The organism is Saccharibacillus sacchari DSM 19268 (genome assembly GCF_000585395.1).
GTDB lineage: Bacteria > Bacillota > Bacilli > Paenibacillales > Paenibacillaceae > Saccharibacillus > Saccharibacillus sacchari.
The window spans coordinates 2,423,873-2,449,287 of the sequence record NZ_KK073875.1 but is presented as its reverse complement, the minus strand read 5'-3'; the positions used below and the strand labels follow the sequence as shown (position 1 = coordinate 2,449,287).

24 protein-coding genes and 1 rRNA gene are annotated in these 25,415 nt (G+C 53.2%); 23 read left to right on the top strand and 2 right to left on the bottom strand.

Features of this window, described 5'->3' with window-relative positions:
* The first annotated feature begins 47 nt into the window (after positions 1 to 47).
* The 11 genes from yabN to hslO all read left to right on the top strand — a co-directional run bounded on the left by yabN (position 48) and on the right by hslO (position 11,131).
* Complete coding sequence (gene yabN / locus SACSAC_RS10480) at positions 48 to 1,526, top strand: bifunctional methyltransferase/pyrophosphohydrolase YabN (protein WP_037286022.1); 1,479 nt, start codon at positions 48 to 50, stop codon at positions 1,524 to 1,526.
* Between the two features lie 270 nt (positions 1,527 to 1,796).
* Positions 1,797 to 2,069, top strand: a complete 273-nt coding sequence (locus tag SACSAC_RS10475; RefSeq protein ID WP_037286019.1) for an HU family DNA-binding protein — start codon at positions 1,797 to 1,799, stop codon at positions 2,067 to 2,069.
* Between the two features lie 2 nt (positions 2,070 to 2,071).
* Positions 2,072 to 2,350: an RNA-binding S4 domain-containing protein gene (locus tag SACSAC_RS10470; protein WP_037286016.1), complete on the top strand. Its 279-nt coding sequence runs from the start codon at positions 2,072 to 2,074 to the stop codon at positions 2,348 to 2,350.
* Between the two features lie 343 nt (positions 2,351 to 2,693).
* A complete protein-coding gene (locus SACSAC_RS27660; protein ID WP_084778002.1) occupies positions 2,694 to 3,086 on the top strand; it encodes an FtsB family cell division protein in 393 nt (130 codons plus the stop codon).
* Between the two features lie 126 nt (positions 3,087 to 3,212).
* Positions 3,213 to 3,758, top strand: coding sequence for a S1 domain-containing RNA-binding protein (locus tag SACSAC_RS10460; protein WP_037286015.1), 546 nt, complete (start codon positions 3,213 to 3,215; stop codon positions 3,756 to 3,758).
* Between the two features lie 193 nt (positions 3,759 to 3,951).
* Positions 3,952 to 4,875 (top strand): protein kinase domain-containing protein, encoded by a 924-nt coding sequence (locus SACSAC_RS10455; RefSeq protein WP_037286012.1) that lies wholly within the window; start codon positions 3,952 to 3,954, stop codon positions 4,873 to 4,875.
* 34 nt (positions 4,876 to 4,909) lie between these two features.
* Positions 4,910 to 6,343 (top strand): tRNA lysidine(34) synthetase TilS, encoded by a 1,434-nt coding sequence (gene tilS, locus SACSAC_RS10450; protein ID WP_051507031.1) that lies wholly within the window; start codon positions 4,910 to 4,912, stop codon positions 6,341 to 6,343.
* A gap of 71 nt (positions 6,344 to 6,414) precedes the next feature.
* Positions 6,415 to 6,954 carry a hypoxanthine phosphoribosyltransferase gene (gene hpt, locus SACSAC_RS10445; RefSeq protein ID WP_037286010.1) on the top strand — a complete coding sequence of 180 codons (540 nt, stop codon included), beginning with the start codon at positions 6,415 to 6,417 and terminating at the stop codon, positions 6,952 to 6,954.
* 168 nt (positions 6,955 to 7,122) lie between these two features.
* Positions 7,123 to 9,153, top strand: coding sequence for an ATP-dependent zinc metalloprotease FtsH (ftsH, locus tag SACSAC_RS10440; protein WP_037286007.1), 2,031 nt, complete (start codon positions 7,123 to 7,125; stop codon positions 9,151 to 9,153).
* A gap of 204 nt (positions 9,154 to 9,357) precedes the next feature.
* Positions 9,358 to 10,137 (top strand): type III pantothenate kinase, encoded by a 780-nt coding sequence (locus tag SACSAC_RS10435; RefSeq protein WP_037292621.1) that lies wholly within the window; start codon positions 9,358 to 9,360, stop codon positions 10,135 to 10,137.
* 70 nt (positions 10,138 to 10,207) lie between these two features.
* A complete protein-coding gene (gene hslO / locus SACSAC_RS10430) occupies positions 10,208 to 11,131 on the top strand; it encodes an Hsp33 family molecular chaperone HslO (RefSeq protein ID WP_051507030.1) in 924 nt (307 codons plus the stop codon).
* A 140-nt stretch (positions 11,132 to 11,271) separates the two neighbouring features.
* Here the strand turns inward: hslO and SACSAC_RS28220 are convergent, their stop codons facing one another.
* Positions 11,272 to 11,424 (bottom strand): hypothetical protein, encoded by a 153-nt coding sequence (locus tag SACSAC_RS28220; RefSeq protein ID WP_169833768.1) that lies wholly within the window; start codon positions 11,422 to 11,424, stop codon positions 11,272 to 11,274.
* 281 nt (positions 11,425 to 11,705) lie between these two features.
* On the opposite strand from SACSAC_RS28220, the gene cysK reads away from it, so the two are divergent.
* From cysK to lysS, 10 genes are all read left to right on the top strand, one after another.
* The gene (gene cysK / locus SACSAC_RS10425; RefSeq protein WP_037286004.1) at positions 11,706 to 12,644 is read left to right on the top strand and encodes a cysteine synthase A; all 939 of its coding nucleotides are present in this window, start codon (positions 11,706 to 11,708) and stop codon (positions 12,642 to 12,644) included.
* Positions 12,645 to 12,822: 178 nt separating this feature from the next.
* On the top strand, positions 12,823 to 14,457 hold the full coding sequence (locus SACSAC_RS10420) for an anthranilate synthase component I family protein (protein WP_037286001.1): 1,635 nt from the start codon (positions 12,823 to 12,825) through the stop codon (positions 14,455 to 14,457).
* The gene (locus SACSAC_RS10415) at positions 14,454 to 15,041 is read left to right on the top strand and encodes an anthranilate synthase component II (protein ID WP_037285999.1); all 588 of its coding nucleotides are present in this window, start codon (positions 14,454 to 14,456) and stop codon (positions 15,039 to 15,041) included. The genes SACSAC_RS10420 and SACSAC_RS10415 overlap by 4 nt, the downstream gene beginning before the upstream one ends.
* Positions 15,038 to 15,943 carry an aminotransferase class IV gene (locus tag SACSAC_RS10410; RefSeq protein WP_037285996.1) on the top strand — a complete coding sequence of 302 codons (906 nt, stop codon included), beginning with the start codon at positions 15,038 to 15,040 and terminating at the stop codon, positions 15,941 to 15,943. The genes SACSAC_RS10415 and SACSAC_RS10410 overlap by 4 nt, the downstream gene beginning before the upstream one ends.
* Positions 15,944 to 15,945: 2 nt before the next feature.
* Positions 15,946 to 16,812, top strand: coding sequence for a dihydropteroate synthase (gene folP / locus SACSAC_RS10405; protein ID WP_425414803.1), 867 nt, complete (start codon positions 15,946 to 15,948; stop codon positions 16,810 to 16,812).
* Positions 16,813 to 16,855: 43 nt separating this feature from the next.
* On the top strand, positions 16,856 to 17,227 hold the full coding sequence (folB, locus tag SACSAC_RS10400) for a dihydroneopterin aldolase (RefSeq protein WP_037285990.1): 372 nt from the start codon (positions 16,856 to 16,858) through the stop codon (positions 17,225 to 17,227).
* The gene (gene folK / locus SACSAC_RS10395; RefSeq protein WP_245608619.1) at positions 17,228 to 17,764 is read left to right on the top strand and encodes a 2-amino-4-hydroxy-6-hydroxymethyldihydropteridine diphosphokinase; all 537 of its coding nucleotides are present in this window, start codon (positions 17,228 to 17,230) and stop codon (positions 17,762 to 17,764) included.
* An 81-nt stretch (positions 17,765 to 17,845) separates the two neighbouring features.
* Positions 17,846 to 18,838 carry a tRNA dihydrouridine synthase DusB gene (gene dusB, locus SACSAC_RS10390; RefSeq protein ID WP_037285987.1) on the top strand — a complete coding sequence of 331 codons (993 nt, stop codon included), beginning with the start codon at positions 17,846 to 17,848 and terminating at the stop codon, positions 18,836 to 18,838.
* 467 nt (positions 18,839 to 19,305) lie between these two features.
* Entirely contained in the window at positions 19,306 to 19,782 is a 477-nt protein-coding gene (gene greA / locus SACSAC_RS10385) for a transcription elongation factor GreA (protein ID WP_037285985.1), read from the top strand.
* A 215-nt stretch (positions 19,783 to 19,997) separates the two neighbouring features.
* On the top strand, positions 19,998 to 21,509 hold the full coding sequence (lysS, locus tag SACSAC_RS10380) for a lysine--tRNA ligase (RefSeq protein WP_037285982.1): 1,512 nt from the start codon (positions 19,998 to 20,000) through the stop codon (positions 21,507 to 21,509).
* Between the two features lie 92 nt (positions 21,510 to 21,601).
* Here lysS and SACSAC_RS10375 read toward each other — a convergent pair whose 3' ends face one another.
* Positions 21,602 to 22,201, bottom strand: coding sequence for a TetR/AcrR family transcriptional regulator (locus SACSAC_RS10375; protein ID WP_037285978.1), 600 nt, complete (start codon positions 22,199 to 22,201; stop codon positions 21,602 to 21,604).
* A 101-nt stretch (positions 22,202 to 22,302) separates the two neighbouring features.
* Here SACSAC_RS10375 and SACSAC_RS10370 point away from each other — a divergent pair, with 101 nt between their 5' ends.
* Together SACSAC_RS10370 and SACSAC_RS10365 are read left to right on the top strand one after the other, a co-directional pair.
* Positions 22,303 to 22,863 carry a hypothetical protein gene (locus SACSAC_RS10370; protein WP_342666456.1) on the top strand — a complete coding sequence of 187 codons (561 nt, stop codon included), beginning with the start codon at positions 22,303 to 22,305 and terminating at the stop codon, positions 22,861 to 22,863.
* 576 nt (positions 22,864 to 23,439) lie between these two features.
* Positions 23,440 to 24,992: ribosomal RNA gene (locus SACSAC_RS10365) — 16S ribosomal RNA — on the top strand.
* Positions 24,993 to 25,415: the final 423 nt, after the last annotated feature.

Here is a 25,415-nt window from a genome sequence, read left to right as displayed (position 1 = left end):
TGATATAGTGGTAAAATGCGAGGTGCAGCGGAAGGAGAGGAACGGCAATGAGTAAGGCAATTACGGTCGTGGGACTGGGTTCGGGCGACCCGGATCAACTCACGCTGGGCATATGGAAAATTCTTCAGGGAGCAAGCCGGGTTTACGTACGAACGAAGGAGCATCCGGTCATGCACCGGATCGCTGCCGAAGGGATCGCTTTCGAGTCGTTCGACTCCGTCTACGAGGCCAATGAGTCTTTCGGCGACGTTTACGAGAGTATTGCTCGTCGGATCATCGAACTGGCCGATCAGGGAGAGCTGGTCTATGCGGTTCCCGGACACCCGATGGTGGCCGAGAAGACAGTGCTGCTGCTGCGCGAATACGCGGAAGCGGCAGACGTATCCCTGACGGTGCTCGGCGGGGAAAGCTTCCTCGATCAGGCATTCGTTCGACTCGGCTTTGATCCGATCGAAGGATTCCAGCTGCTGGACTCTTCCGACGTCACGCCGGAGCACATCCGGCCTTCGCTGCATACGCTGATCGGCCAGGTCTACGATTCGCTGACCGCATCTGAGGTTAAACTCGGATTGATGGACGTGTACCCGGACGACCATCCGGTCGTCGTGGGGCATGCCCTCGGCGTAGAAGGGGAAGAACGCATTTTGCGCGTTCCCCTGTACGAACTGGATCGCCTGGAAGGCTACGGCAATTTGTCGTTGGTGTACATACCGCGCAGCGAAGACGAGGCTTTGAGGGCGGGCAGCTTTGCCCGCTTGCATGAAATCGTCAATATCCTGCGCAGTCCGGGCGGTTGTCCTTGGGACATGGAGCAGACCCATGCTTCGATCCGCAAGAACCTGATCGAAGAGACCTATGAGGTGTTGGAGACCATCGACGAAGACGACCCGGATCATATGCGGGAAGAACTGGGTGATTTGCTGCTGCAAATCATGCTTCATTCCCAAATGGAAGAGGAAGTCGGGACGTTCAACGTCTACGACGTGATCCGCGGCCTGAACGAGAAGTTGATCTTCCGCCATCCCCATGTATTCGGCGACAGCGCCGCCGGCGACGCCGAGGAGGCACTCAAAAACTGGGATGCCATGAAAGAGGAAGAGAAGAAGCGCAAAGGCTTGTCCGAGCCGGAAGCTTCGCTGCTGGACGGCGTTCCGAGAGACCTTCCCGCGCTAATGAAGGCTTACAAGATCCAGAAGAAGGCGGCGAAAGTCGGTTTCGATTGGGACGAAGTCTCCAGTGCTTTTGCCAAAATCGAAGAAGAGCTGGGCGAGTTAAGAGAAGGATTGGCCAAGGGGGCCGATTCCGAAGCGCTCAAGCTTGAACTCGGCGACCTGTTATTCTCCGCGGTCAATGCGGCTCGCTTCCTGAAGATTGATCCGGAAGAGGCGTTATCGCTCGTCAATGACAAATTCCGCCGGCGTTTCCGTTACATCGAAGATCGCTTGCGCGAACGGGGAAGCTCCCCGCAAACCAGCACGCTCGACGAGATGGATGCACTCTGGAATGAAGCGAAGGCGGCGGAATAATTGGGTCTTCGCACAAAATTTTCAAAGCCGCCGTTTACGCGAAAGGAATATGTCCCCTTATCCAGAATATGAGGAAGAGGGCATGCGGAAACGATGGCCGGAACCTGTTTGAAGCCGTACAGAAGCTTACGGACAGGTTCCCAGACAACGGATAACCGCGGCAGCAAGGAACTCAATCCGAACTCCGCTTATCATTATTGAATTGAGCGTTAGGTTTCCCGTTCGGGGGCCGTCAAACGCAACCTTAAAATCCCGGGAGGAATGAAACGAATGAATAAAACAGAACTGATCAACAGCATCGCGGAAAAAAGCGGCGTAGGCAAAAAAGAAGTCGAAGCGGTACTGAACGGCTTCATGGACGGCGTAACTGAAGCACTGGCAGGCGGCGACAAAGTTCAACTGATCGGTTTCGGCACTTTCGAAACTCGCAAACGCGCAGGTCGCACAGGCCGCAACCCGCAAACGGGCGAGCCGATCACCATTGCCGAGTCCAGTGTTCCTGCATTCAAAGCGGGCAACAAACTTAAAGAAGCGGTTAAGTAATTATGCGTGTCGATAAATTCCTGAAGGTGTCCAGGCTCATCAAGCGTCGTACCGTAGCGAAAGACGTGTCTGAGCAAGGTCGCGTGCTGATCAACGGCCGCGAGGCCAAGCCCAGCGCTTCGGTGAAAGTCGGCGACGAAATTACCGTACAATTCGGTCAGAAGCTCGTCACGGTTCGCGTCGAACGCATCGCCGACACGACCCGCAAAGATGAAGCGGCAGGCATGTATACCGTCGTGAAGGAAGAACCTATTCCGCGCGAAGAAGGTTTGAACTTTTGATTGCTGTTTGAAAATAGGAAAAGGCGTTTCCGCTTAATATGCGGAAACGCCTTTTTCGGCTAAATTTGCGGATTCCCGCGTCATTTCGCATTTTATTGTGTTAATGTTTAAGATAAGTATTGAAGTTAGGCAGTAAAGACTATTGACCGTCCCTAATTCTGGCAAGAATAGTTCTGTTGTTCTATCGAGCTTGGCAACTAACATGCCGATAAAAACTAGAGTAGTTATGTTTAGCGGCCTTTATTTGTTAAAAACATCGGTCCGCTGTAGCAATTTTACATAATAGCCGACACACTGCGATACCTTTTTACGCGAGTGAATACGTTCGGTGAAGGAGGGTTCCATGAGAGCGACTTCCGCAGCAACCAAACCAAATAGACATCAGCCTGAGCAACCACCCCAGACAACCCGGACCTCGGTCCGGCGTACATCGTCAAATCGGCAGCAGAGCGGTAAGAAACGCCTTCGACTATGGGCCGTCCTGATGATCGTTTTATTCGGTTGGGCAGGGTATACGTTCTTCGGGCAAAGTTCCGTGATCGCGGACAAGGCTTCGAAACTTGAAGCCAGTCAGACGGTCCGGGCTGAAAGCGAGAAGACGCTCGGTGAAGTAAAAGCCGAGATCAAGCGTCTGCAGGATCCGGAATATATCTCGCAAATCGCCCGCAAAGAATACAATATGTACAAACCGGAAGAGATCCCGATCCGCGTTACCGGAGAAGGCGGCGGAGAGTAGATTTTCCGCGGTTTCACGCGGTTTTGTTTGTTGACCGGCGTTTGCGCTTCCGTTATAATCAAATCACCGCAGACCGAAATTCGACTTTTTCGGCTGTATATTTTTAAGGGAGGATCATTTTATTCTATGGCAATTGAAGTAGGCACCAAATTAGAGGGCAAAGTGACAGGCATTACGCATTTCGGAGCATTTGTGGATTTGTCCGGAGGTGTCACGGGTCTCGTTCATATCTCGGAAATCGCCGACAACTACGTAAAAGATGTGAATGATCATCTGAAGATCGGCGATACGGTGACCGTGAAAGTCATCAACGTCGACAAAGACGGCAAGATCGGATTGTCTATCAAGCAAACCGTGGACAGACCTGCCGGTTCTGCCCCTGCGCCATCTTCACGTCCGCCTAGACAAGACCGTGGTCCTAGCAGCGGTGGCGGCGAACGCTTTAGCGGCGGCGGTGGTGGCGGCGGATTCAACCGAGGCGGTAGCGGCGGCGGAAGACCTTCGAGACCTCCGGGCGGCGGCGGTAAACCTGCATTTGGCAAGCCCGCATTCGGTAAGCCTTCGTTCGATGATAAAGTGACTCGTTTCCTCAAGGATAGCGAAGAACGAATTTCTTCGATCAAGAAAAACACGGAATCCAAGCGCGGAGGCCGTGGCGCAAAAAGATCGTAATTATAGCTTGGAATACCGCGAATGGCTCAGTTCAGCCGCTCGCGGTTTTTTGCTTTGCTCCGCGAAGGCTTCAGCGAAACACTCTCGTCTTCCGATAACAAACTAAGGACTTGTCTTGATCTTATGATACGCTGGATACTAATTCCATATTTGAAATTAGAAAGGAACTACACCGGAAAGGACGGGATGCGAAGTGGCTGCACCAGATTTGCCGGGATTTAGGCCGGGAACGGTCGTAACCGGCGCGTCCCAGGGCGGGCAATATACGATTCAATCCCTGATCGGCCGGGGGGCGAACGGCAACGTTTATCTGGTTCGGACAGCGAGCGGACAACAGGCGGCGTTGAAAGCTGGACCCGAGAAGCCTGAATTGAAGGCGGAGGTCGAAGTGTTGGCGGAACTGAAAAAACATGAGCTGGAAAACGGCGATCGCCGTTCTTTTCTGCTTGACGCGGACCGGTATAAAACGGATGGACGTTCCGTTCCTTTTTATGTGATGAAGTTTGTTCGAGGCGTACCTATAGACGCTTATATCCGCAAATACGGCTATCGTCATATCGGAACGACAGGACTCGGATTATTGGATAGGCTGTCGGGATTGCATCAAGCGGGATTCATTTTCGGGGATTTGAAGCCTTGTCATGTGTTGGTGGAAGAGAGCGGCGGCGTGGAGTTGGTCGATTACGGCGGCGCAAGTCGCATAGGAGCCAACGTGAAGCAATACAGCGGTTGGTATGACCGGAAATACTGGAATGCCGGCACCCGAAAAGCCGATCCTGGCTATGATCTGTTCGCGTTTGCCGTGCTTTGCCTGCATGTGTTCGACGAGCGGTCATTACGTCGGGTGGATGCAGCCTTGCTGCCGCAGACGCGCAGCGTAGAGGATCTTGTGCAGTTGGCCGGACGTATTCCAGCCCTGCAACCTTTTGAGCCTTGGCTTGCCCGAGCGCTTCGAGGCGGCTTTGTAAACTCGCGTGAAGCGTATGCCCAGTGGAAGGTGCTTTGTCGGTTAAACCCGCCGCAGGGGAAGAAAGGCGCTTCGAAGTTGCTGGCCGTTGCTTTTTGCGGATCGTTGCTGCTGCTTGGCGTCGTGGTGTATGCGGCCTTGTCGTGGTAACACCGCGGAGGCGAAGAGGAATGGAGGCTTGGCCTTGTTGAAGGATGAACATACATGGTTGCGCGAGATCGAGGAAGAAGCAGAGGAGTACGGGATGTGGGCCGCCGGAGAGACGGTTGTCGCAGCCGTATCCGGCGGTCCGGACTCCATGGCCTTGCTGTACCTCCTGCACAGCCTGTCGGGTCGACAAGGCTTCAGATTGATCTGTGCGCACGTGAATCACGGATTAAGACCCGACGAGTCGAGAGGCGAAGCTGAAGAGGTGCGCGCGGCGGCGGCTCGACTCGGCGTTCCGTTCGAACTGGGAGAACCCGATGTGCGCGGCTATAAAAGGCAGGCCAAGCTCGGAACGCAGGCGGCGGCTCGCGAACTCCGATATCGCTTTCTGCGCGAGGTTGCCCAACGTTATCAAGCTGTAGCGGTGGCGTTGGCCCATCACGCTGACGATCAGGCGGAGACGGTCGTGCTGCATATGCTGCGCGGCAGCGGGGCGAGCGGGCTTAGCGGCATGCGTCGGGTCCGGTTGTGGGAAGGCGTTCGGTTTGTTCGGCCGCTTTTGCGTCTGAACAAGGAAAATTTGATTTCTTTTTGCGAAAGTCATCGTATTGCTTATGCGATCGACAGCAGCAACGCGCATACGGATTACGCCCGAAATCGCTTGCGGCTGGAGACGCTTCCGCATCTGGAAAGCTATAACGGAAGGCTTTCGCAAGCGCTGAACCGTCTAGCGGATACATTGGGTCCCGAGGACGATTACTTGCAGGAACTGACCGTGCAAGCGTACGAACGGTCCTGCAAAAAGGTTTCCGGAGTCATTGAGCTGGATGTAATAGGCTTTTCGGCACAGCCCTTCGCTTTACAACGCAGGCTCATTAAATTAATATTAAATTACCTGTCGGAACCGGGAGCGGAGACCGATTTCGCGAAGGTCGATCGGGTACGCCGACACCTTCTCTCCCCAAGCGATTCGACCTGGACGCTGGACCTTGGATACGGACGGACGTGTACGCGCGAATACGCTCGTGCGTTTTTCCGTCTCGGCAGATCACGGCCCGGTGTTTTGGAAGCCAAGGAGATCCGCAGGGAGTCGGGTATTCGCACGCTGGATTTCGGAAGTCTTGAACTGACCTTCAGGGAAAGCGAAGAGATGCCTGCCGCTTCGGCGCTTTTGCGTTCGAATCGGGAAGAAGTATTTTTCGATGCGGATCGTCTGCAATACCCGCTGACCGTGCGTTCGCGCCTTCCGGGGGACCGGATCGAGCTTCCGCGCGGAGCCGGCACGAAGAAAGTCAAGGATCTGCTGATCGACGAAAAAGTCGCTCCGTCCGAACGCAATCTGATTCCGGTTGTATGCGATGCGCAAGGTCGCGTCATTTGGTTGGCGGGATTAAAGCGTTCGAATCAGGCTTGGATCGACGGGCAGAGCGAGAAGATTCTATATATTCGGATAGATCGGGCTCTTTGTTGACGGTTTTGGTTTATAAGATAGAAGAAGCTTAAGCTTTAACTCAGATCATAATTACAGGAGGGTCAAGCACGTTGCAAAATGACATTCAAGAAGTACTGATCAGCGAAGAGGAACTTCAGGCCAAGATTAAGGAACTGGGCGAGCTGCTTAGCAGCGAGTACGCAGATCGCGACCCGCTCGTGATTTGCGTGCTCAAAGGCGCATTCATTTTTATGGCCGATCTGGTCAAGCGCATTACCGTACCGATCGAACTCGACTTCATGGCGGTATCCAGCTATGGAGCGGCAACCAAGTCGTCCGGCGTGGTCAAGATCATCAAAGATCTGGATACGACGGTGGAAGGACGCGACGTATTGATCGTGGAAGACATCATCGACAGCGGGCTTACGCTCAGCCATCTGATCGAACTGCTGAAGAACCGCAACGCGAAAAGCGTGAAGGTCGTGACGCTGTTCGACAAGCCGTCGGGCCGTTCCGTTAACATGGAAGCGGATTACACGGGCTTTGTTCTGCCGGACGCATTCGTCGTAGGCTACGGCCTGGACTATGCGGAGCACTACCGGAACCTGCCTTACATCGGGGTTCTCAAGCCGGAAATTTACACGAAATAAAAGAATGGCAGGCGTTCGAATTCAGCTTTATTCCGAATGGCGGAATGCAAAGGCAAGCAGCGTGTCGGGATCAGATGTTTTTTCTTCGAAGTCCGCTCCATATCTGAATTTGTGATGTGTGAACCGACTATGTTAAAATAACTTCAGTGTCTTGAGAGGAGGTTGGGGATGAATCGGTTCATCCGGAATTCTGGCTTTTATTTAATCCTTTTTCTTGTTGTGGTAGGCATCATTCAATTTTTGAACGGCGGTCGGGATACGGCCCAAGCTCCAAGATACGACGAACTGGTGCAGCAGGTTGAAGCGAATAACGTGGAAGATGCCACGTTCCAATTCGAAAACTATGCTTATTTGGTAACCGGTACGTATAAACAACCGTTGGAAGCAGACGGTCCAAAAACGTTCTCGACGTATATTCCATCTACCGAAGCGGTGGTCGACGGCCTCACGAATCAAATGCAAACGAACGGCGTAGAGGTGTCGTGGAAGCCGATGAAGGGACAAAGCATTTGGGTAACCTTGTTCACTTCGTTCATTCCGCTCATTCTGATGTTCGTGTTGTTCTTCTTCCTCTTTAATCAATCTCAGGGCGGCGGCGGCAAAGTGATGAACTTTGGCAAGAGCAAAGCCAAACTGTACAATGAAGAAAAGAAAAAAGTCACCTTCAACGATGTTGCGGGTGCGGACGAAGAGAAGCAGGAACTGGTCGAAGTCGTCGAGTTCCTCAAAGACCCTCGCAAATTTGCGGCGCTGGGTGCACGGATTCCTAAGGGCGTGCTGCTCGTGGGTCCTCCGGGTACGGGTAAAACATTGCTTGCCCGTGCGGTAGCCGGTGAAGCGGGCGTAGCCTTCTTCAGTATCTCGGGTTCCGACTTCGTCGAAATGTTCGTCGGCGTCGGCGCCTCGCGTGTTCGCGACTTGTTCGAGAATGCGAAGAAAAATGCGCCTTGTATCATCTTCATCGACGAAATCGACGCCGTAGGACGTCAGCGGGGCGCAGGCCTCGGCGGCGGACACGACGAACGCGAGCAAACGCTCAACCAATTGCTCGTCGAGATGGACGGTTTCGGCGAAAATGAAGGCATTATCATCATCGCGGCAACAAACCGCGCAGATATCCTCGACCCGGCCTTGCTGCGACCGGGACGTTTCGACCGTCAAATTACGGTTGACCGTCCGGACGTGAAAGGACGCGAAGCGGTACTGCACGTTCACGCGCGCAACAAGCCGCTGACGAAAGACGTTCAGCTGGACAAAATCGCGAAGCGCACGACCGGATTCTCCGGCGCGGATCTTCAGAACCTTCTGAACGAAGCGGCATTGATCGCGGCTCGCCGCGACCGCAAAGATATTTCGATGAGCGAAATCGATGAAGCGATCGATCGCGTAATCGTCGGCACGGAGAAGAAGAGCCGGGTGATCAGCGATCGCGAGAAGCGCATCGTGGCTTACCACGAAGCGGGTCATACCATCGTGGGTTACTTCTTGGAACATGCCGATACCGTGCATAAGGTTACGATCATCCCGCGCGGACGCGCAGGCGGATACGTGATCATGATGCCTAAGGAAGATCGGATGCTCGTGACCAAGCAGGAACTGCTTGACCGCGTAACCGGCTTGCTGGGCGGACGCGTATCGGAAGAAATCTTCATCGGCGAAATCGGTACGGGCGCTTATAGCGACTTCCAACAAGCCACAGGTATCGTGCGCAGCATGATCATGGAATACGGCATGAGCGAGAAGCTCGGCCCGATGCAGTTCGGAACCGGTCAAGGTCAGGTCTTCTTGGGCCGCGATCTTGGACACGAGCCGAATTACAGCGACGCCGTAGCTCACGAGATCGATCAGGAAATGCAGCGCTTCGTCAACGAATCGTACGAAAGAGCGCGCCAGATTCTGACCGAACGGGCGAAAGAAGTTCATTTGATCGCCAATACGCTGCTTGAAGTCGAAACGCTGGAACTGGATCAGATCCGCAATCTGATCGAGTACGGTTCGCTCGAAGCGCCGGAAGGCGTAACGAACAAACCGGAAGGCGAAGGCTCCGAGCCGGCTGCTGAACCGACATTCGATAGTATCGGTGAATCCAAAGTTCGTTTGGATGAATCCGATACGGTAGACCTCGGCAAAGACGGCGATATTCCGAACGATCCGTTGAATAAACGCGGCGATTCCGGCGGCGGAACGACACAATCCTAATGAACTGGCCGCTTGGCCCCTATTTCGGATACTGATCTTCTTCTCAAGCCAGGTGCAGCGTTATGATTAAGCAAGACCGGAAAACGAACCCTCGTTTTCCGGTCTTTTCGTATGCCGGGGAAGGTGGCACTAGTGCCACCTTCCCCGGATAATGGTACAATGCAGAAGGCGGTCAAAGTGACCGTGAAGGAGGACAACAACCGCGTGATTCTTGTAGTGGATATCGGGAATACCAATATCGTGCTCGGTATGTACGAGGCCGGTGAGCTGCTGCATCATTTTCGTCTCAGTACCAGTCGGCAGGCGACGAGCGACGAATATGGAGTAATGATTCATAATCTATTTCGCATGTCGGGCGTGGATGCGGATAGGATCGAAGGCGTGATGATCTCTTCGGTCGTACCGCCGATTGTCGGCGTCATCGAGCAGATGTGCCGGAAGTACTTGAAAAAGACGCCTCTCATCGTGGGACCCGGTATCAAAACCGGACTAAACCTGCGTTACGAAAATCCGCGGGAGATCGGCGCAGACCGAATCGTCAACGCCGTAGCCGCCGTCGAATTATATGGGGGTCCGCTGGTTGTGGTCGATTTCGGTACAGCAACGACATTTGACTGTGTTGACGCGCAGGGGAATTACTTGGGAGGCGCGATCGTGCCCGGGGTCGGCATCTCTACCGAGGCGCTTTATCAGCGCGCGTCGAAGCTGCCGAGAATCGAGCTGGAAAAGCCGAAGAAGGTCATTGGACGCAATACGGTTCATGCCATGCAGGCCGGGATTATTTACGGATATGCCGGACAAGTGGACGGAATCGTTAAACGCATACGCAAGGAAATGGATGCCGAGGATCTTAAGGTCGTCGCAACGGGAGGCTTGGCCCCTTTGATTTGTGCGGAGACCGAATCCGTTCGCGAAGTGAATCCGCTGCTTACCCTTGAAGGACTGCGTTTGATTTATGAGCGTAATCGCATCGTCAAAGCATAAACCAAAAAATCTAGCTGCCGAGCAGCTTCGCGAGAAAAGCTGCCGGTAACCGGAATGGAGGAGAATATAGATGGAAAATCTGGAGCATACGCATAACGACGGTTCGGAGAACACGGAAGAGCGCGATTATTTGGTAAGAGGTACGGCACTTGGAGGTAAGGTTCGTGCTTTTGCCGTACGCAGTACAAAGTTGGTTGAAGAGCTGCGCCGCCGGCATGACACGTTCCCGACCGCTACGGCAGCGCTTGGGCGCACTTTGACTACCGCAACCATGATGGGAGCTATGTTGAAGGGCGAAGAGAAGCTGACCATTCAAGTCAAAGGCAACGGTCCTCTCGGACAGATCGTCGTTGACGCCAATGCAAAAGGCGATGTGCGCGGTTATGTCGATCACCCTCATGTACATCTTCCCAGTAATGCAATGGGCAAGCTGGACGTCGCAGGCGCAGTCGGTACGGAAGGGTTCCTGTATGTGATTAAGGACTTGGGTCTCAAAGAACCTTACCGCGGCAGCGTGCCGATCGTATCGGGCGAACTGGGCGAAGACTTCACCTATTATTTCGCAGCTTCCGAGCAGACGCCTTCCGCAGTGGGAATCGGCGTCCTGGTTGCTCCTGACGGCGCGGTGATCAGTTCGGGCGGATTGATCGTCCAACTGTTGCCGGGATTGGCGGATGACGAAATCGACGCGATCGAGCGCGCCATTTCGACCTTGCCTCCGGTATCCGCTCTGATCGACCAGGGCCTGTCTCCGGAAGAAGTGATCAAATGGGTACTGCCGGACGTGCAGATTCAGGAGTCGATGGACGTCCAATTCAAGTGCGAATGCTCGCGCGAACGCGTCGAACGGACGCTGATCAGTCTGGGATCGGAAGAGATTCAGGCGATTATCGACGAACAGGGCGTGGCGGAGGTGGTTTGCCACTTCTGCAACGAAGCCTACCAATTCGAACGCGAAGACCTTGAGCATATTTTGGAACAGACTCGCGCTTAAAAATATCCGATTAACCTCGCCGCAGCCTATTTTTACGCGGTACGGAGGAAAGTTTGTACGATCATAAATCGAGAACATACAAAAAGACCGTTCCCGGGAAGGAACGGTCTTTTACTATTCCGATCAAACATATCTTGATTTTAGATCACCGTACTATCGCTGGTCTTGTCCGATTTGCTGCGACCCATCGATTGAATCTGATTCATCAGTTTGCCGCGAGAATCCTTGTTGCGAAGCAGGTAAGCGGCTCCCAGACCGACAGCGACTCCAAGCAGTGTGTTTTTCCGTTTCATGTTGTCGTCCTCCTTTTGCGTACGGATAATTTGGGTTGCGTGAATTTCTTATTGGAAAATTACCCGCTGCTCCCGATTTTAAACGTCGATAAATAAATCCAAAATGGAATAAAGTTTGAAATACGTCGCCGATACAGCCTTAGGTTCGTTGACAGCCTATGTCGGGATTTGCTAATATAAAGAAAGTTAAAAGCCTACTTTTTCACTCGGATTAAGTTGGCAAAGGTATCGAATACAAACAAGATGCGTACAAGTTCACCCATTCCGAAGGAGGATTTACCATGGCCAAAGTCGTTAACAGCATTACCGATCTGATCGGAGATACACCGCTTGTCCGACTGAACCGGATCGTACCGGAAGACAGCGCGGAAATCTATGTCAAACTGGAATACCAAAACCCGGGCGCAAGCGTGAAAGACCGGATCGCGATCAGCATGGTGGAAGCTGCGGAGGCGGACGGACGTCTGAAGCCGGGCGGCACGATCATTGAAGCGACCAGCGGCAACACGGGGATCGGCCTGGCCATGGTAGCAGCGGCGAAGGGATACAAATCCGTAATCGTCATGCCGGAAACGATGAGCTTGGAGCGTCGCAACTTGCTTCGTGCTTACGGAGCGGAACTTGTGTTGACGCCGGGAGCGGAAGGCATGAACGGCGCAGTACGCAAAGCGGAAGAGCTGCTCAAGGAGAACCCGGATTACTTCATGGCGGAGCAGTTCAAGAATGAAGCGAACGTCAAGATTCACCGCGAGACGACAGGACCCGAGATCGTTGAAGCGATTCAGTCGATCGGCGGTACGTTGGATGCATTCATCGCGGGTATCGGTACGGGCGGTACGATTTCCGGCGCCGGCGAGGTGTTGAAAGCAAGCTTCCCTGAAGTGAAAATTTACGCGGTTGAGCCTGCAGCATCCCCGATTCTGGCTGGCGGCAAGCCGGGCCCGCACAAAATTCAAGGGATCGGCGCGAACTTCGTTCCCGATATTTTGAATCAGAAGATCTACGACGAAATTCTGCACGTGGAAAATGACGAAGCGTTCGAGACTGCGCGCAATGTAGCCAAAGAAGAAGGCATTCTGTCGGGTATCTCGTCCGGCGCAGCCGTATTCGCGGCACTCAAAGTAGCGAAGGAACTGGGCAAAGGCAAACGGATCGTCGTGATCGTGCCAAGTAACGGCGAACGCTACCTCAGCACGCCGTTGTACAACTTCGAAGCTTAATTCGTTTTCCGACGAACAGCGTTATACAAAATCGAATGGCAAGCCCCTGATTCGTGCGATTGCATGAGTCGGGGGCTTTCACTTTTCGTTTACGGCTACCGTATCCGGCACCTTCATCGTATAATGAACAAAAATCAAATCGGATCATTGAGCTGATATTCGAAGGAGTGCGGACAGATTGAGCGAGAATCTGACAACTCTTGCCCGCTGGGCAGAGTGGAAGGAACAGGGGTATACCCGTTTTCCTTATCTATTGCGTGATCAATTGCAAAGAAGGCCGGAGTCTTGGTTAAAGGCCTGGAGCGAAGCTTCTCCGCATGCCTTCGTACTGGAAAGCGGCAAAGAAGGCCGTTATACGTTTCTGGGGTTGGAAGCCGAGTCTGTGCTTCGCGGACGGGGAGAAGAAGCGAAAGTTACGGATTACGAATATAAACACCATACATCGGGAGCAGAGAATCCGAAGACTCACTCCGAATCGGGGTCGTTAAAAAACGAAGGTGCTCCTCTTGATGTGATTCGTCAATGGATGGAACCCCACCGTTCGCCGCGACTGCCTGATGCACCGAAGTTCTTCGGCGGCGCAGTCGGCTACCTGGCGTATGACGTAGCGCGTTCGCTCGAAAAGCTGCCGCTGCTGGCAGATGACGATCTGGCTCAGGCCGGGCTGCCGGATTATGCTTTTATGCGGCTGCGGCAGTTGTGGGTAATCGACCACGAACAGCAAACGGTATATGCCTGCGTTTCCGTGCCGATCAACGAACTTGCGCAAACGGACTCGATTTCTCGCGAACAAGAACTTGCCGCTGCTTATGAACGCGCAGCCCAAGAAGCCCAGCATATGCTGGACCGCTGGCGGAGCTTTGAACAGGCAGAATTGCCGTGGGACGAGGCGCGCCGCGACGAGGTGATCGCCGAAGCGGAACAACATATGTCCGGGCGCAGTGACGTCGACGGCTTCGAGACGACTTTCGGACAAGAAGCGTTTCAGGACGCGGTGCTTCGTATTCAGGAATATATTCGCAGCGGCGACGTATTCCAGGTCAATCTGTCGCTCCGCAAACAGCGTAAACTTGAAGCTTCGCCCGAGCAAATCTATGAATGGATGCGTATCGTGAACCCTTCGCCATATATGGGTTTTCTTCGCTTCCCGGATTTCCAACTGGTGTCGGGATCGCCAGAGCTGCTCGTTCGATTGGAGGAAGGTCGTTTGGCGGCCCGGCCAATTGCAGGCACGAGACGAAGAGGAGCTAACGGAGAAGAAGATCGGCGCATGGCCGAAGAACTTAGCGGCAGCGAAAAGGAACGGGCCGAACATATCATGCTCGTTGACCTGCAACGCAATGATCTGGGACGGGTAGCGGCTTACGGTTCGGTTCGCGTGCCGGAGCTGATGACGATTGAGCGTTACGCGCACGTGATGCATTTGGTGTCCCAAGTCGAAGCGGATCTGGCGCCGGGCAAAACGGCGTACGACGTCATCGCCGGAGTCTTCCCCGGCGGAACGATCACGGGAGCCCCGAAAGTTCGCACCATGCAGATTGTCGAAGAACTGGAGCCGGTACGACGCGGGCCGTATACAGGTTCGATGGGTTGGATTGACTACGCAGGCAATATGGAATTAAATATTATTATTCGTACCCTCGTCGTTCAAGACGGCGTAGGTCATATGCAGGCCGGAGCGGGGATCGTCATCGACTCCGAGCCGTATCGGGAATATCGGGAGTGTCATAACAAAGCAAGGTCTGTAGGTCGCGCCGTCTGGTGTGCGGAACGTGCGGCGGCTGGTGCTGATGAGGGAGGGAAAGTACATTGATTCTGGTCATCGACAACTATGATTCCTTCACTTATAACCTTGTGCAGTACTTGGGCGAACTTGGCGAAAAGGTGACGGTGCGGCGTAATGACGAGATCGATCTTGACGGTATTCGGGAGCTTGCTCCGGATCGCCTTTTGCTGTCGCCGGGTCCTTGCACGCCGAATGAGGCCGGAATCACGCTTGAGGTTATCGAGGCGTTCAAAGGAGAAATTCCGATTCTCGGCGTATGTCTCGGCCATCAGGCGATCGGTCAGGCATTCGGAGGAAAGGTCATTCGGGCCGAGCGTTTGATGCATGGCAAGACATCGCCTGTACTCCATAACGGTACATCCGTTTTCGAAAAGCTTCCTTCGCCGCTGACCGCGGCAAGATACCATTCGCTAATTGTGGAGCGGAGCAGTCTGCCGGACTGTCTGGAGATCACGGCTTGGACGGCGGAAGGCGAGATTATGGGACTGCGCCATCGCGAATATCCGATCGAAGGCGTTCAGTTTCATCCGGAATCGATCGTCACCGAACATGGACACCGGATGCTTGCCCGCTTTTTAGGACGTGAACGTTTGGCAGGCGCACCGCTATGAGCAAAGGCGCGAACCTTATCGGCCTAAATGGCCGGATCGTCGAAGCCGCGTCTGCGTCCGTCTCGGTGATGGATCACGGACTGATGTACGGCATGGGGCTATTCGAGACTTTTCGCACCTATAACGGCAAGCCCTTTCTGCTGCAACGCCATTTGGATCGGATGGAGCAGGGGGCAGCCGAGCTGGGAATCGCATGGAACGTCGACGCCGATGAACTGCATGCCGAGATTGCCTCTCTTTTAAAAGCCAATCAGCTCGCCGAAGCCTATGTCCGCCTGACCTACACCGCGGGCGAAGACGAGATGGGCCTGCCGACAGGTCCGCTCTACGAATCGCCGACTCGCATTGTGTATATCAAGGAGCTGCCGAAATCGCCGGAATCCTGGTATGCCCAGGGGCGGACTCTTCAGGTGCTGCGTACGCCCCGTAATACGCCGGAAGGGGCGCAACGATTAAAATCGCTCCATTATATGAACGGCATCCTGGGTCGGCGCGAACTGAGCGGCATTCCCGGCGCGCAAGGCGCGGAAGGGTTGATGCTGACTCGCGAGGGACATGTCGCGGAAGGCATTGTCAGCAATCTGTTTTTTGTGAAAAGCGGAAGATTATGCACGCCGACCATCGATACCGGCATCTTGCCCGGCATCACCCGAGCTTTCGTATTAGAGCTTGCCGCCAAAACGGGGATCGAGACCGAAGAAGGAATTTACGCGTTGGACGACTTAACGCAGGCTGATGAAATCTTCCTGACCGGCTCGGTGCAGGAGATCGTTCCAGTGCGTCTGCTTCGAGGGTTAGGCGCCGAGGGTACAGAAATGCTGATTGGCAAAGGATGCCCAGGCCCACTTACCCTCAAGCTGACCGAGAAGTACCGCCACTATACGAAAGAAACGGGGAATTGAACATGAAGCCTACCCTTCATATCCGCCACTACGCTTGGGAGGACGTTCGTCTGGATCTGGGACGCGCCACTCGCATCATGGGTATTTTGAATACGACACCGGACTCTTTCTCCGACGGAGGCCGCTACGTGAACGTGGAATCGGCCGTGCGGCATGCGCGAGAGATGGTGTTAGCCGGAGCCGACTTGATCGATATCGGAGGAGAGTCCACGCGTCCGGGAGCCGATCCGGTATCGCTGGACGAGGAATTGTCGCGCATTCTGCCCGTAGTCGAAGCGCTGCGTCGCGAGCTGCCCAGCATTCCGTTATCGGTCGATACATACAAAGCCGAGGTCGCGCGTCAGTCGTTGGTTGCGGGCGCGCATATCATCAATGACGTCTGGGGCTGCAAAGCGGACACCCGTATGGCACAGGTTGCCGCCGATGCAGGTTGTCCGGTCATTCTGACGCATAATCGGCCGGAAGCGGATTACGCCGATCTGTATGCGGATGTTGCTTCCGACTTGATGGAGAGTGTCCAAATCGCTCGCGCCGCCGGCGTGCAGGATGCTCATATCATTCTCGATCCCGGGATCGGATTTGCTAAAAACGGTGCGGAAAATTTGCGTCTGATGACACAGCTTGACTCGCTTGTGGAGCTGGGATTCCCGATGTTGCTCGGCACCTCGCGCAAGCGGTTCATCCGAGAAGTGCTCGATCTTCCGGTCAACGACGTCGTTGAAGGTACGGCTGCGACGGTTGCTTTCGGTATTGCCCAGGGCTGTCAGATCGTGCGCGTGCACGACGTGTCTTCCATCAAGCGTACCGTCGCGATGTGCGACGCCATGCTGTATGCAGAGTCCGGTCGATCTTACACGGCGCGGACTTAACGAAATCACCAATGACTTTTTATGAAAAGGCGGGGCTCACTCTATGGATAAAATGATCATTTCACGCATGGAATATTACGGACGCCACGGCGTGTTCGAGGAAGAACGCCGATTGGGGCAGCGTTTTTATATCGGATTGGAGCTTGAGATGGATTTGTCCGCGGCCGGATTGACGGATGATCTCACTCAGGCGGTTAACTATGCAGAAGTGCACGAGACGGTAAAAGGGGTCGTTGAAGGAGAGTCCGTTCAATTGATCGAGGCGCTGGCTGAGCGTATTGCATCCGCCGTACTCGGCACGTATACTAGGGTGGACGCTGCGACGGTACGCGTAACAAAGCCGCATCCGCCGTTCGATATCCACTTCGAAGGCGTAACGGTAGAAATCCGACGCAGCCGAAAGAGAGACCGGTAGATGATGACAGACAAGACGCCAAATTTCACCTCTGAGCGATCAGAGGCTTATATTGCTTTGGGGGCCAACCTCGGTCGCCGCGAAGAGACGTTGCGCGAAGCACTCCGGATGTTAAATGAACATTCGGAGATTGATGTGCTTCGCGCTTCGGATGTCTATGAGACGGATCCTGTGGGATACGCGGACCAGCCTGCTTTTTTAAATATGGCCGCGGTACTTCGGACAGCACTCGCTCCTCATCAACTGCTGGCCGTGATGCAGGATGTGGAGAATCGGCTTGGCCGGGTCCGGGATATCCGTTACGGACCACGTACAGCAGATCTGGATTTATTGTGGATGGATGGGCTTGCGATTGAGAGCACAGATTTGACGCTTCCGCATCCACGGATGCATGAACGCTTTTTTGTACTGGTGCCGCTTGACGATATCGTGCCGCAGGATGAGCCTTCCGGTTTGCGCAAGCTGGTGGACGATTCGCTTATTGAGCTTGGCGAAGCGCTAGGCATTATTCGTTTTGGCAGTCCGTTGTTCCCGTAGCTCCACTTTTCAATCCAAGTAGCTCCTATATCTCAAATTTGATTCATTTTATTTTTTTCTATCTAAAGAGGTGATTTCGCAATGCTAAAGATTGGCGATATCGAATTGAAAAACCGCGTCGTGCTGGCTCCTATGGCCGGTGTCTGCAACCCCGCTTTCCGCTTGATCGCCAAAGAGTTCGGAACGGGGCTGGTCTGCGCGGAGATGGTCAGCGACAAAGCGATCCTGAACGGTAACAAGCGTACGCGCGAAATGCTGTTCGTCGACGATCGGGAAAAGCCGCTGAGCCTGCAAATTTTCGGCGGCGACCGTAATTCGCTCGTCGAAGCGGCCAAAGTCGTCGATCAGGACACCAATGCCGATATCATCGATATCAACATGGGCTGTCCGGTTCCGAAAGTTACCAAATGCGATGCGGGTGCGCGTTGGCTGCTCAATCCGGAAAAAATCTACGAGATGGTGAGCGCCGTTACCGCCGCCGTGCAAAAGCCGGTTACCGTGAAAATGCGGATCGGCTGGGACAGCGAGCATATTTTTATCGAGCAAAATGCCAAAGCCGCGGAAGCTGCCGGAGCCAGTGCGATCAGCGTACACGGGCGTACTCGCGAACAGCTGTACACCGGTACGGCCGATTGGAGTTGGATCAAGCTGGCCAAAGAATCGGTAAACATTCCGGTCATCGGCAACGGCGACGTGAACACTCCGGAAGACGCCAAGCGCATGTTGGACACGACCGGCTGCGACGGCGTCATGATCGGACGCGGCGCGCTGGGCAACCCTTGGATGCTGTACAGCACCATTCATTATCTGGAAACGGGCGAACTCATCGCAGACCCGGAACCGGAAGAAAAAATTCGGATTGCCGTGCTGCATATGGATCGTCTGATCGCGCTTCGGGGAGAACATGTAGCGATTCGCGAAATGCGCAAGCATCTGTCGTGGTACCTCAAAGGACTGAAAGGTTCGTCGCGGATCAAAGACTCCATTATGGAAGGCACGACCCGCAGCGAAATGATCGGAGTATTGGATCATTATCTCGCCAACCTTCCGGAATTGGTCGCTGCGGAAGCTTAAATGCTCCCCGTGGAACAGCTTTAGGCAAAATTCTCGAACTTTCGACGAAAAGGGCCAGCGTATTTGGTCCTTTTTTGTTGGAATAAAACGGTTACAATTGAGCAAGGAAACGCATTGACTTTTCGTAGTCCTTCCCATATAATTTGTCAGTATAAAATTCGCCTCAGCAACATAAATTCCAAAATGCGGAATATGCACGCTTTGTCTGGATGCGGCATTCGATAGACGCGAGTGGTGGTCTGCGTTGACCAATCGGTCAATAGAAGTCACCGACGTTCTTGGAGATATAACGGCTTTGGCCCTGGCTGCCCGTCACTATATTTCTTCATTCGAGAAACGGAACACGTCTATGTCTTTAAGGCGTGGTCGTTTCTATTTTGCCGTTGCCGTCTTCAAAGGGATTTCGTAATTAACCGGATGTGAGAGTGCGAAAATCTACTATTCACATGACAGGAGAATCGGTACAGATGAGCGATAAAGAGGTCATTCTCACCCCGGACGGGCTGAAGAAGCTGGAAGACGAGTTGGAAAACCTGAAATCCGTAAAGCGCCGCGAAGTTGCGGAGCGTATTAAAGTCGCAATCGGTTACGGAGATATCAGCGAAAACTCCGAGTACGAAGACGCCAAGAACGAACAAGCCTTCATTGAAGGTCGAATCATTACATTGGAAAAAATGCTGCGCAATGCGCGGATCATCAATGCTGACGAAATCGGTACGGATATCGTTAGCGTGGGATCGACCGTATTGGTCAAAGACCTGGAGTTCGGTGACGAGATGGAATATACGATCGTGGGTTCGGCAGAATCCAATCCGCTCGAAAACCGTATTTCCAACGAAAGTCCGGTCGGCAGCTCACTTCTCGGCAAGTCCAAAGGCGCAAAAGTCGACGTTACTGTTCCGGCAGGCGTTCTTCAATACGAAATTATCGAGATCAAAAAATAATGACGTTTCCGATCCGATGCCGTTTGGCATCTTCGGGTACTCGGCTTCCTGTGACCGTTTCGGCTTTCGCCTGAACGGAAGCAGGAAGTTCTTTTATTATAAAAAGCTCTACAGACGCGGATTCCCCCTGTAGTCAAGCGGCTTTCGCGGTTGACGAACAAGGCGATTTGGAACGATAATATAGGTTGACGATAAGGACAGGAGCTGAACCCCAAGTGTCTGAAGAAAACACAAACCAAGAAAACCAGGAAATCGAACTGAGCGAACTGCTCAAGGTACGTCGTGAAAAACTGGGCGAATTGACGAAGCTGGGCATCGATCCATTCGGCGCCAAGTTTGAACGCAACGAGACAGCGGCGGGTATCATTGCCAAGTACGATACGATCGAAAAAGACGAGCTGGAAGAAAAAGCGATCGAAGTTACACTGGCAGGTCGCATCATGGCCAAGCGTGCCATGGGTAAAGCCAGCTTCGCGCATATTCAAGATCTGACTGGCCGTATTCAATTATATGTACGTAAAGACAGCGTGCCCGAAGAACAGTACGATGCGTTTACCATTCTTGATCTCGGCGACATCGTCGGCGTGCGCGGAACGGTATTCAAGACAAAGACGGGCGAGACGACGATCAAAGTGGCCGAACTGACCGTTCTGACCAAGTCGCTCCAACCGCTCCCGGACAAATACCACGGCCTCAAAGACGTAGAACTGCGTTACCGTCAGCGCTACGTGGACATGATCGTGAACCCGGAAGTTCAACAAACTTTTATCCTGCGCTCGAAGATCATTCAATCGATGCGCCGTTATCTGGACTCGCTCGGCTACCTCGAAGTCGAGACGCCAACCCTGCACTCCATCGCGGGCGGCGCGGCAGCTCGTCCGTTCGTGACGCACCATAACGCGCTCGACATGGAACTGTACATGCGAATCGCGATCGAGCTTCATCTGAAGCGTCTGATCGTCGGCGGTTTGGAAAAAGTGTACGAAATCGGCCGCGTATATCGTAACGAAGGCACATCGACGCGCCACAATCCGGAATTTACCATGATCGAACTGTACGAAGCTTACGCCGACTACAAAGACATCATGGACCTGGTAGAAAACATGGTCGCTCATATCGCGCAAGAAGTGCTCGGCACGACGACCATCGAGTATCAAGGCCAACAGATCGATCTCAAGCCGCAGTGGCGCCGGGTATCGATGGTTGATGCGGTTAAAGAAGTAACAGGCGTAGACTTCGGCGTTCACATGACCGACGAAGAAGCACACGCATTGGCAAAAGAACACAAAGTGCCGGTTGAGAAGCATATGACGTTCGGTCACATCCTGAACGCTTTCTTTGAACAGTTTGTCGAAGAAACGCTGATCCAGCCAACCTTTGTAACGGGCCACCCGCTCGAAATCTCTCCGCTTGCGAAAAAGAACGATCAAGATCCGCGCTTCACGGACCGGTTCGAATTATTCGTCGTGGCGCGCGAGCATGCGAACGCGTTCAGCGAATTGAACGATCCGATTGATCAACGCGAGCGTTTCGAATCGCAGCTTCAGGAGAAAGAACAAGGCAACGACGAAGCACACGAAATGGACGAAGACTTCATCCGTGCGCTGGAATTCGGCATGCCGCCTACAGGCGGACTGGGTATCGGCATCGACCGTCTGGTGATGCTGTTGACCAACGCGCCATCGATCCGCGACGTGCTGCTGTTCCCGCATATGCGTAATCTGTAAGGGTTATGAAATAACGAAAGAGAAGGCGCGAATTGCGCCTTCTCTTTTTGTGTTCCTCCTTTATTCGTCCATAGAAGTGTGTCTTACAGGTTTCAGTCTTGCTTTTTACATAACATATCCAGATACTCATCCAGCAGTTGACCCATTCGTTCAGGCGGCATCCGATCCGGGTAGGTCAATCCGTGCAACGCGATCCCGTCCACGAATACGTGCATCCGCTCCGCTTCTTGCTCGATATCCAGTTTTTTCGAAGCAAAGCCGTATTCCACCAACCCCCGCACCACAAGCAGCATCGCGGATCTCAATTCTCCGTAGACCTTTTGCGCATGATCGTGCAGTGACGGTTCGGACAACGACTTGGAAACGAAAGCGAGCCACACCTCCATCTCCGCCCGGCTTTCTTCATTCAAGGGTACCAGTTGATGCAGCGCGTCCCGCGCGATATCCGGCATCGGACGATCATAGTTCAAAGAAGTGATTCTTGCGGTTACCCGTTCGGACACCAGACTCATGGAAAAGGAAAACAACTCCGCTTGCGTGGAAAAGTAGTGGCGCATCGATCCCGGCGAGATTCCTGCTTCTTGGGCGACATTGCGAACTGAAGCATTTTCGATGCCTGCCCGGCGAATGACTCTCCAGGCAGCTTCAGCGACTTTTATTTTTTGTTGTTCATGATCGACGATTTTTGGCATGCCTCAATTATAGCACCGAAGCCGAAAATAGTTTTCTTTTTAATACGACTGTGCTAGTATATTTTATATCATACACTTGTGTTAAAAAAGGAGTGAGGAGCATGGGAATGATCGGTTGGTTGATCGTAAGTTGCGAAGTCGGGTTTTGGGTCATCGTATTGGCGGGACTGTTGACTCGTTATGTATGGAAGAAAAAGAAAGCGGGCGCTATCCTGCTGGCCATGACGCCTGTTATCGATCTGATTCTGTTAAGTGCGACTATCGTCGATATCAGGCAGGGTGCGACGGCGAGTTTCGTACACGGTTTGGCCGCCGTATATATCGGATGTACCGTCGCGTTCGGACATGGAATGATCAAGTGGGCCGACGAACGCTTTGCGTACCGTTATGCGAATGGGCCAAAGCCGGTTGAAAAAGCGAAGACCGGACATGCCCATGCGACGTTGCAAAGACAGGGTTGGTACCGTCATTTAATGGCTTGGGCAATCGGTAGTATTTTGCTGGCGGGGATGATCTTCTTGATCGGGGATGCGGACAAGTCCCAAGCGCTGAGATCATGGATCGTAAGATGGGGAGTGGTGCTAGGGGTCGACTTCCTGATCAGCTTTAGTTATACATTATGGCCGAAAAGCGAGAAGATGGAGAACAAACAGCAGGCTTGAAGAATCGAATGAAGAAACGAGCCATAGATAAAGGAAGGAACTATAGAAGAAACCGGTGAACCGTATGTGCGAATAACAGAGTGCGACGCTATGAGGGTGGGAATCGCTTGTCCTCATCGGGCTTTTGGAGCGATTGCTTTGGGGAAACAGGCGGAAAATATGGGGTATAATAAGAAAAGGACGTATTTGAAGATCTTTTTTGAAAAAAAGCTTGCTATCTGCATATCAGCATGATATATTCTAGGAACGGCCTTGAGAGAGCGCCGGTGCGGTTCGAACAAGTGAGCGAGTCAACAGGAGATCGAAAAGGAAGCTTCAAACGAAGCTGAAAAAAAGATTTCAAAAAAGACTTGCAAAACGAAAACGAACGTGCTAATATATAAGAGTTGCTGCTGCGAGCGAAACGCTGAACGGCAGAAACGAGAAACACCGTTTGCTCCTTGAAAACTGAACAGTAAGTGAGTCGCGATGATGAAGATCATTGTGAGAATATAAGATTCTTGAGCAATCAAGAATCGCCAACGTTTTAAACGAGCACATCGTGCTTTCTTTTAAACGGCGACTTCGGTCGCCACCTTAATGGAGAGTTTGATCCTGGCTCAGGACGAACGCTGGCGGCATGCCTAATACATGCAAGTCGAGCGGACTAAGGTGAAACTTGTTTCACCGAGGTTAGCGGCGGACGGGTGAGTAACACGTAGGCAACCTGCCTTTCAGTTTGGGATAACTTCCGGAAACGGATGCTAATACCGAATACATCATCTTCCGGCATCGGAGGATGAGGAAAGACGGCGCAAGCTGTCACTGAGAGATGGGCCTGCGGCGCATTAGCTAGTTGGTGGGGTAACGGCTCACCAAGGCGACGATGCGTAGCCGACCTGAGAGGGTGAACGGCCACACTGGGACTGAGACACGGCCCAGACTCCTACGGGAGGCAGCAGTAGGGAATCTTCCACAATGGGCGAAAGCCTGATGGAGCAATGCCGCGTGAGTGATGAAGGTTTTCGGATCGTAAAGCTCTGTTGCCAGGGAAGAACGTCCGGGTGAGTAACTGCACCCGGAGTGACGGTACCTGAGAAGAAAGCCCCGGCTAACTACGTGCCAGCAGCCGCGGTAATACGTAGGGGGCAAGCGTTGTCCGGAATTATTGGGCGTAAAGCGCGTGCAGGCGGCTTGTTAAGTCGGATGTTTAAGATCGGGGCTCAACCCCGATTCGCATCCGAAACTGGCAAGCTTGAGTGTAGGAGAGGAAAGTGGAATTCCACGTGTAGCGGTGAAATGCGTAGAGATGTGGAGGAACACCAGTGGCGAAGGCGACTTTCTGGCCTATAACTGACGCTGAGGCGCGAAAGCGTGGGGAGCAAACAGGATTAGATACCCTGGTAGTCCACGCCGTAAACGATGAGTGCTAGGTGTTCGGGGTTTCGATACCCTGGGTGCCGAAGTTAACGCATTAAGCACTCCGCCTGGGGAGTACGGTCGCAAGACTGAAACTCAAAGGAATTGACGGGGACCCGCACAAGCAGTGGAGTATGTGGTTTAATTCGAAGCAACGCGAAGAACCTTACCAAGTCTTGACATCGGCATGACCGGCTTAGAGATAGGCCTTTCCTTCGGGACATGCCAGACAGGTGGTGCATGGTTGTCGTCAGCTCGTGTCGTGAGATGTTGGGTTAAGTCCCGCAACGAGCGCAACCCTTGACTTTAGTTGCCAGCATTTTAAGATGGGCACTCTAGAGTGACTGCCGGTGACAAACCGGAGGAAGGCGGGGATGACGTCAAATCATCATGCCCCTTATGACTTGGGCTACACACGTACTACAATGGCCGGTACAGAGGGTCGCGAAGCCGCGAGGTGAAGCCAATCCCAGAAAGCCGGTCTCAGTTCGGATTGTAGGCTGCAACTCGCCTGCATGAAGTCGGAATTGCTAGTAATCGCGGATCAGCATGCCGCGGTGAATACGTTCCCGGGTCTTGTACACACCGCCCGTCACACCACGAGAGTTTACAACACCCGAAGTCGGTGAGGTAACCTGCAAAGGAGCCAGCCGCCGAAGGTGGGGTAGATGATTGGGGTGAAGTCGTAACAAGGTAGCCGTATCGGAAGGTGCGGCTGGATCACCTCCTTTCTATGGAGAATCGCTTCCTGCAACGGAAGCATTCAGTCCCGTCTCTCTCGGGAGTTAAAAATGAGAGACTCACTTACTGTTCGGTTTTGAGAGAGGAAACTCTTTCAATTTGCAAGATTTGTCCTTTGAAAACTGGATACCGAAACGATAAATTCGCGTCTTGAATATTTCTTTCTACCTAAGCTGCTTGTCAGCGAGGGTGTATGAAGAAATGATTCATAAAATCGAAGAGCGAAGTAATCAGGGTGAGAGCGACCTTTGGCTTTTCCGTCAGGAAAAACAACCGGAGCGATCAGCGTGATTACGGAGCGACTTGGTTAAGCAAGTAAGAGCGCACGGTGGATGCCTAGGCACCAGGAGCCGATGAAGGACGTGACGAACCACGATAGTGCTTCGGGGAGCTGTAAGTGAGCGTTGATCCGA

What these genes read in the sequence shown, in the direction of transcription:
- SACSAC_RS10410 (WP_037285996.1), top strand. Translation starts at nt 15,038, where the DNA reads ATGAGCAAAGGCGCGAACCTTATCGGCCTAAATGGCCGGATCGTCGAA.
- SACSAC_RS28220 (WP_169833768.1), bottom strand. Translation starts at nt 11,424, where the DNA reads ATGAAACGGAAAAACACACTGCTTGGAGTCGCTGTCGGTCTGGGAGCC.
- SACSAC_RS10475 (WP_037286019.1), top strand. Translation starts at nt 1,797, where the DNA reads ATGAATAAAACAGAACTGATCAACAGCATCGCGGAAAAAAGCGGCGTA.
- greA (WP_037285985.1), top strand. Translation starts at nt 19,306, where the DNA reads ATGAGCGATAAAGAGGTCATTCTCACCCCGGACGGGCTGAAGAAGCTG.
- SACSAC_RS27660 (WP_084778002.1), top strand. Translation starts at nt 2,694, where the DNA reads ATGAGAGCGACTTCCGCAGCAACCAAACCAAATAGACATCAGCCTGAG.
- SACSAC_RS10460 (WP_037286015.1), top strand. Translation starts at nt 3,213, where the DNA reads ATGGCAATTGAAGTAGGCACCAAATTAGAGGGCAAAGTGACAGGCATT.
- SACSAC_RS10370 (WP_342666456.1), top strand. Translation starts at nt 22,303, where the DNA reads ATGGGAATGATCGGTTGGTTGATCGTAAGTTGCGAAGTCGGGTTTTGG.
- cysK (WP_037286004.1), top strand. Translation starts at nt 11,706, where the DNA reads ATGGCCAAAGTCGTTAACAGCATTACCGATCTGATCGGAGATACACCG.
- dusB (WP_037285987.1), top strand. Translation starts at nt 17,846, where the DNA reads ATGCTAAAGATTGGCGATATCGAATTGAAAAACCGCGTCGTGCTGGCT.
- yabN (WP_037286022.1), top strand. Translation starts at nt 48, where the DNA reads ATGAGTAAGGCAATTACGGTCGTGGGACTGGGTTCGGGCGACCCGGAT.
- folK (WP_245608619.1), top strand. Translation starts at nt 17,228, where the DNA reads ATGATGACAGACAAGACGCCAAATTTCACCTCTGAGCGATCAGAGGCT.
- SACSAC_RS10470 (WP_037286016.1), top strand. Translation starts at nt 2,072, where the DNA reads ATGCGTGTCGATAAATTCCTGAAGGTGTCCAGGCTCATCAAGCGTCGT.
- folP (WP_425414803.1), top strand. Translation starts at nt 15,946, where the DNA reads ATGAAGCCTACCCTTCATATCCGCCACTACGCTTGGGAGGACGTTCGT.
- hslO (WP_051507030.1), top strand. Translation starts at nt 10,208, where the DNA reads ATGGAAAATCTGGAGCATACGCATAACGACGGTTCGGAGAACACGGAA.
- SACSAC_RS10375 (WP_037285978.1), bottom strand. Translation starts at nt 22,201, where the DNA reads ATGCCAAAAATCGTCGATCATGAACAACAAAAAATAAAAGTCGCTGAA.
- folB (WP_037285990.1), top strand. Translation starts at nt 16,856, where the DNA reads ATGGATAAAATGATCATTTCACGCATGGAATATTACGGACGCCACGGC.
- ftsH (WP_037286007.1), top strand. Translation starts at nt 7,123, where the DNA reads ATGAATCGGTTCATCCGGAATTCTGGCTTTTATTTAATCCTTTTTCTT.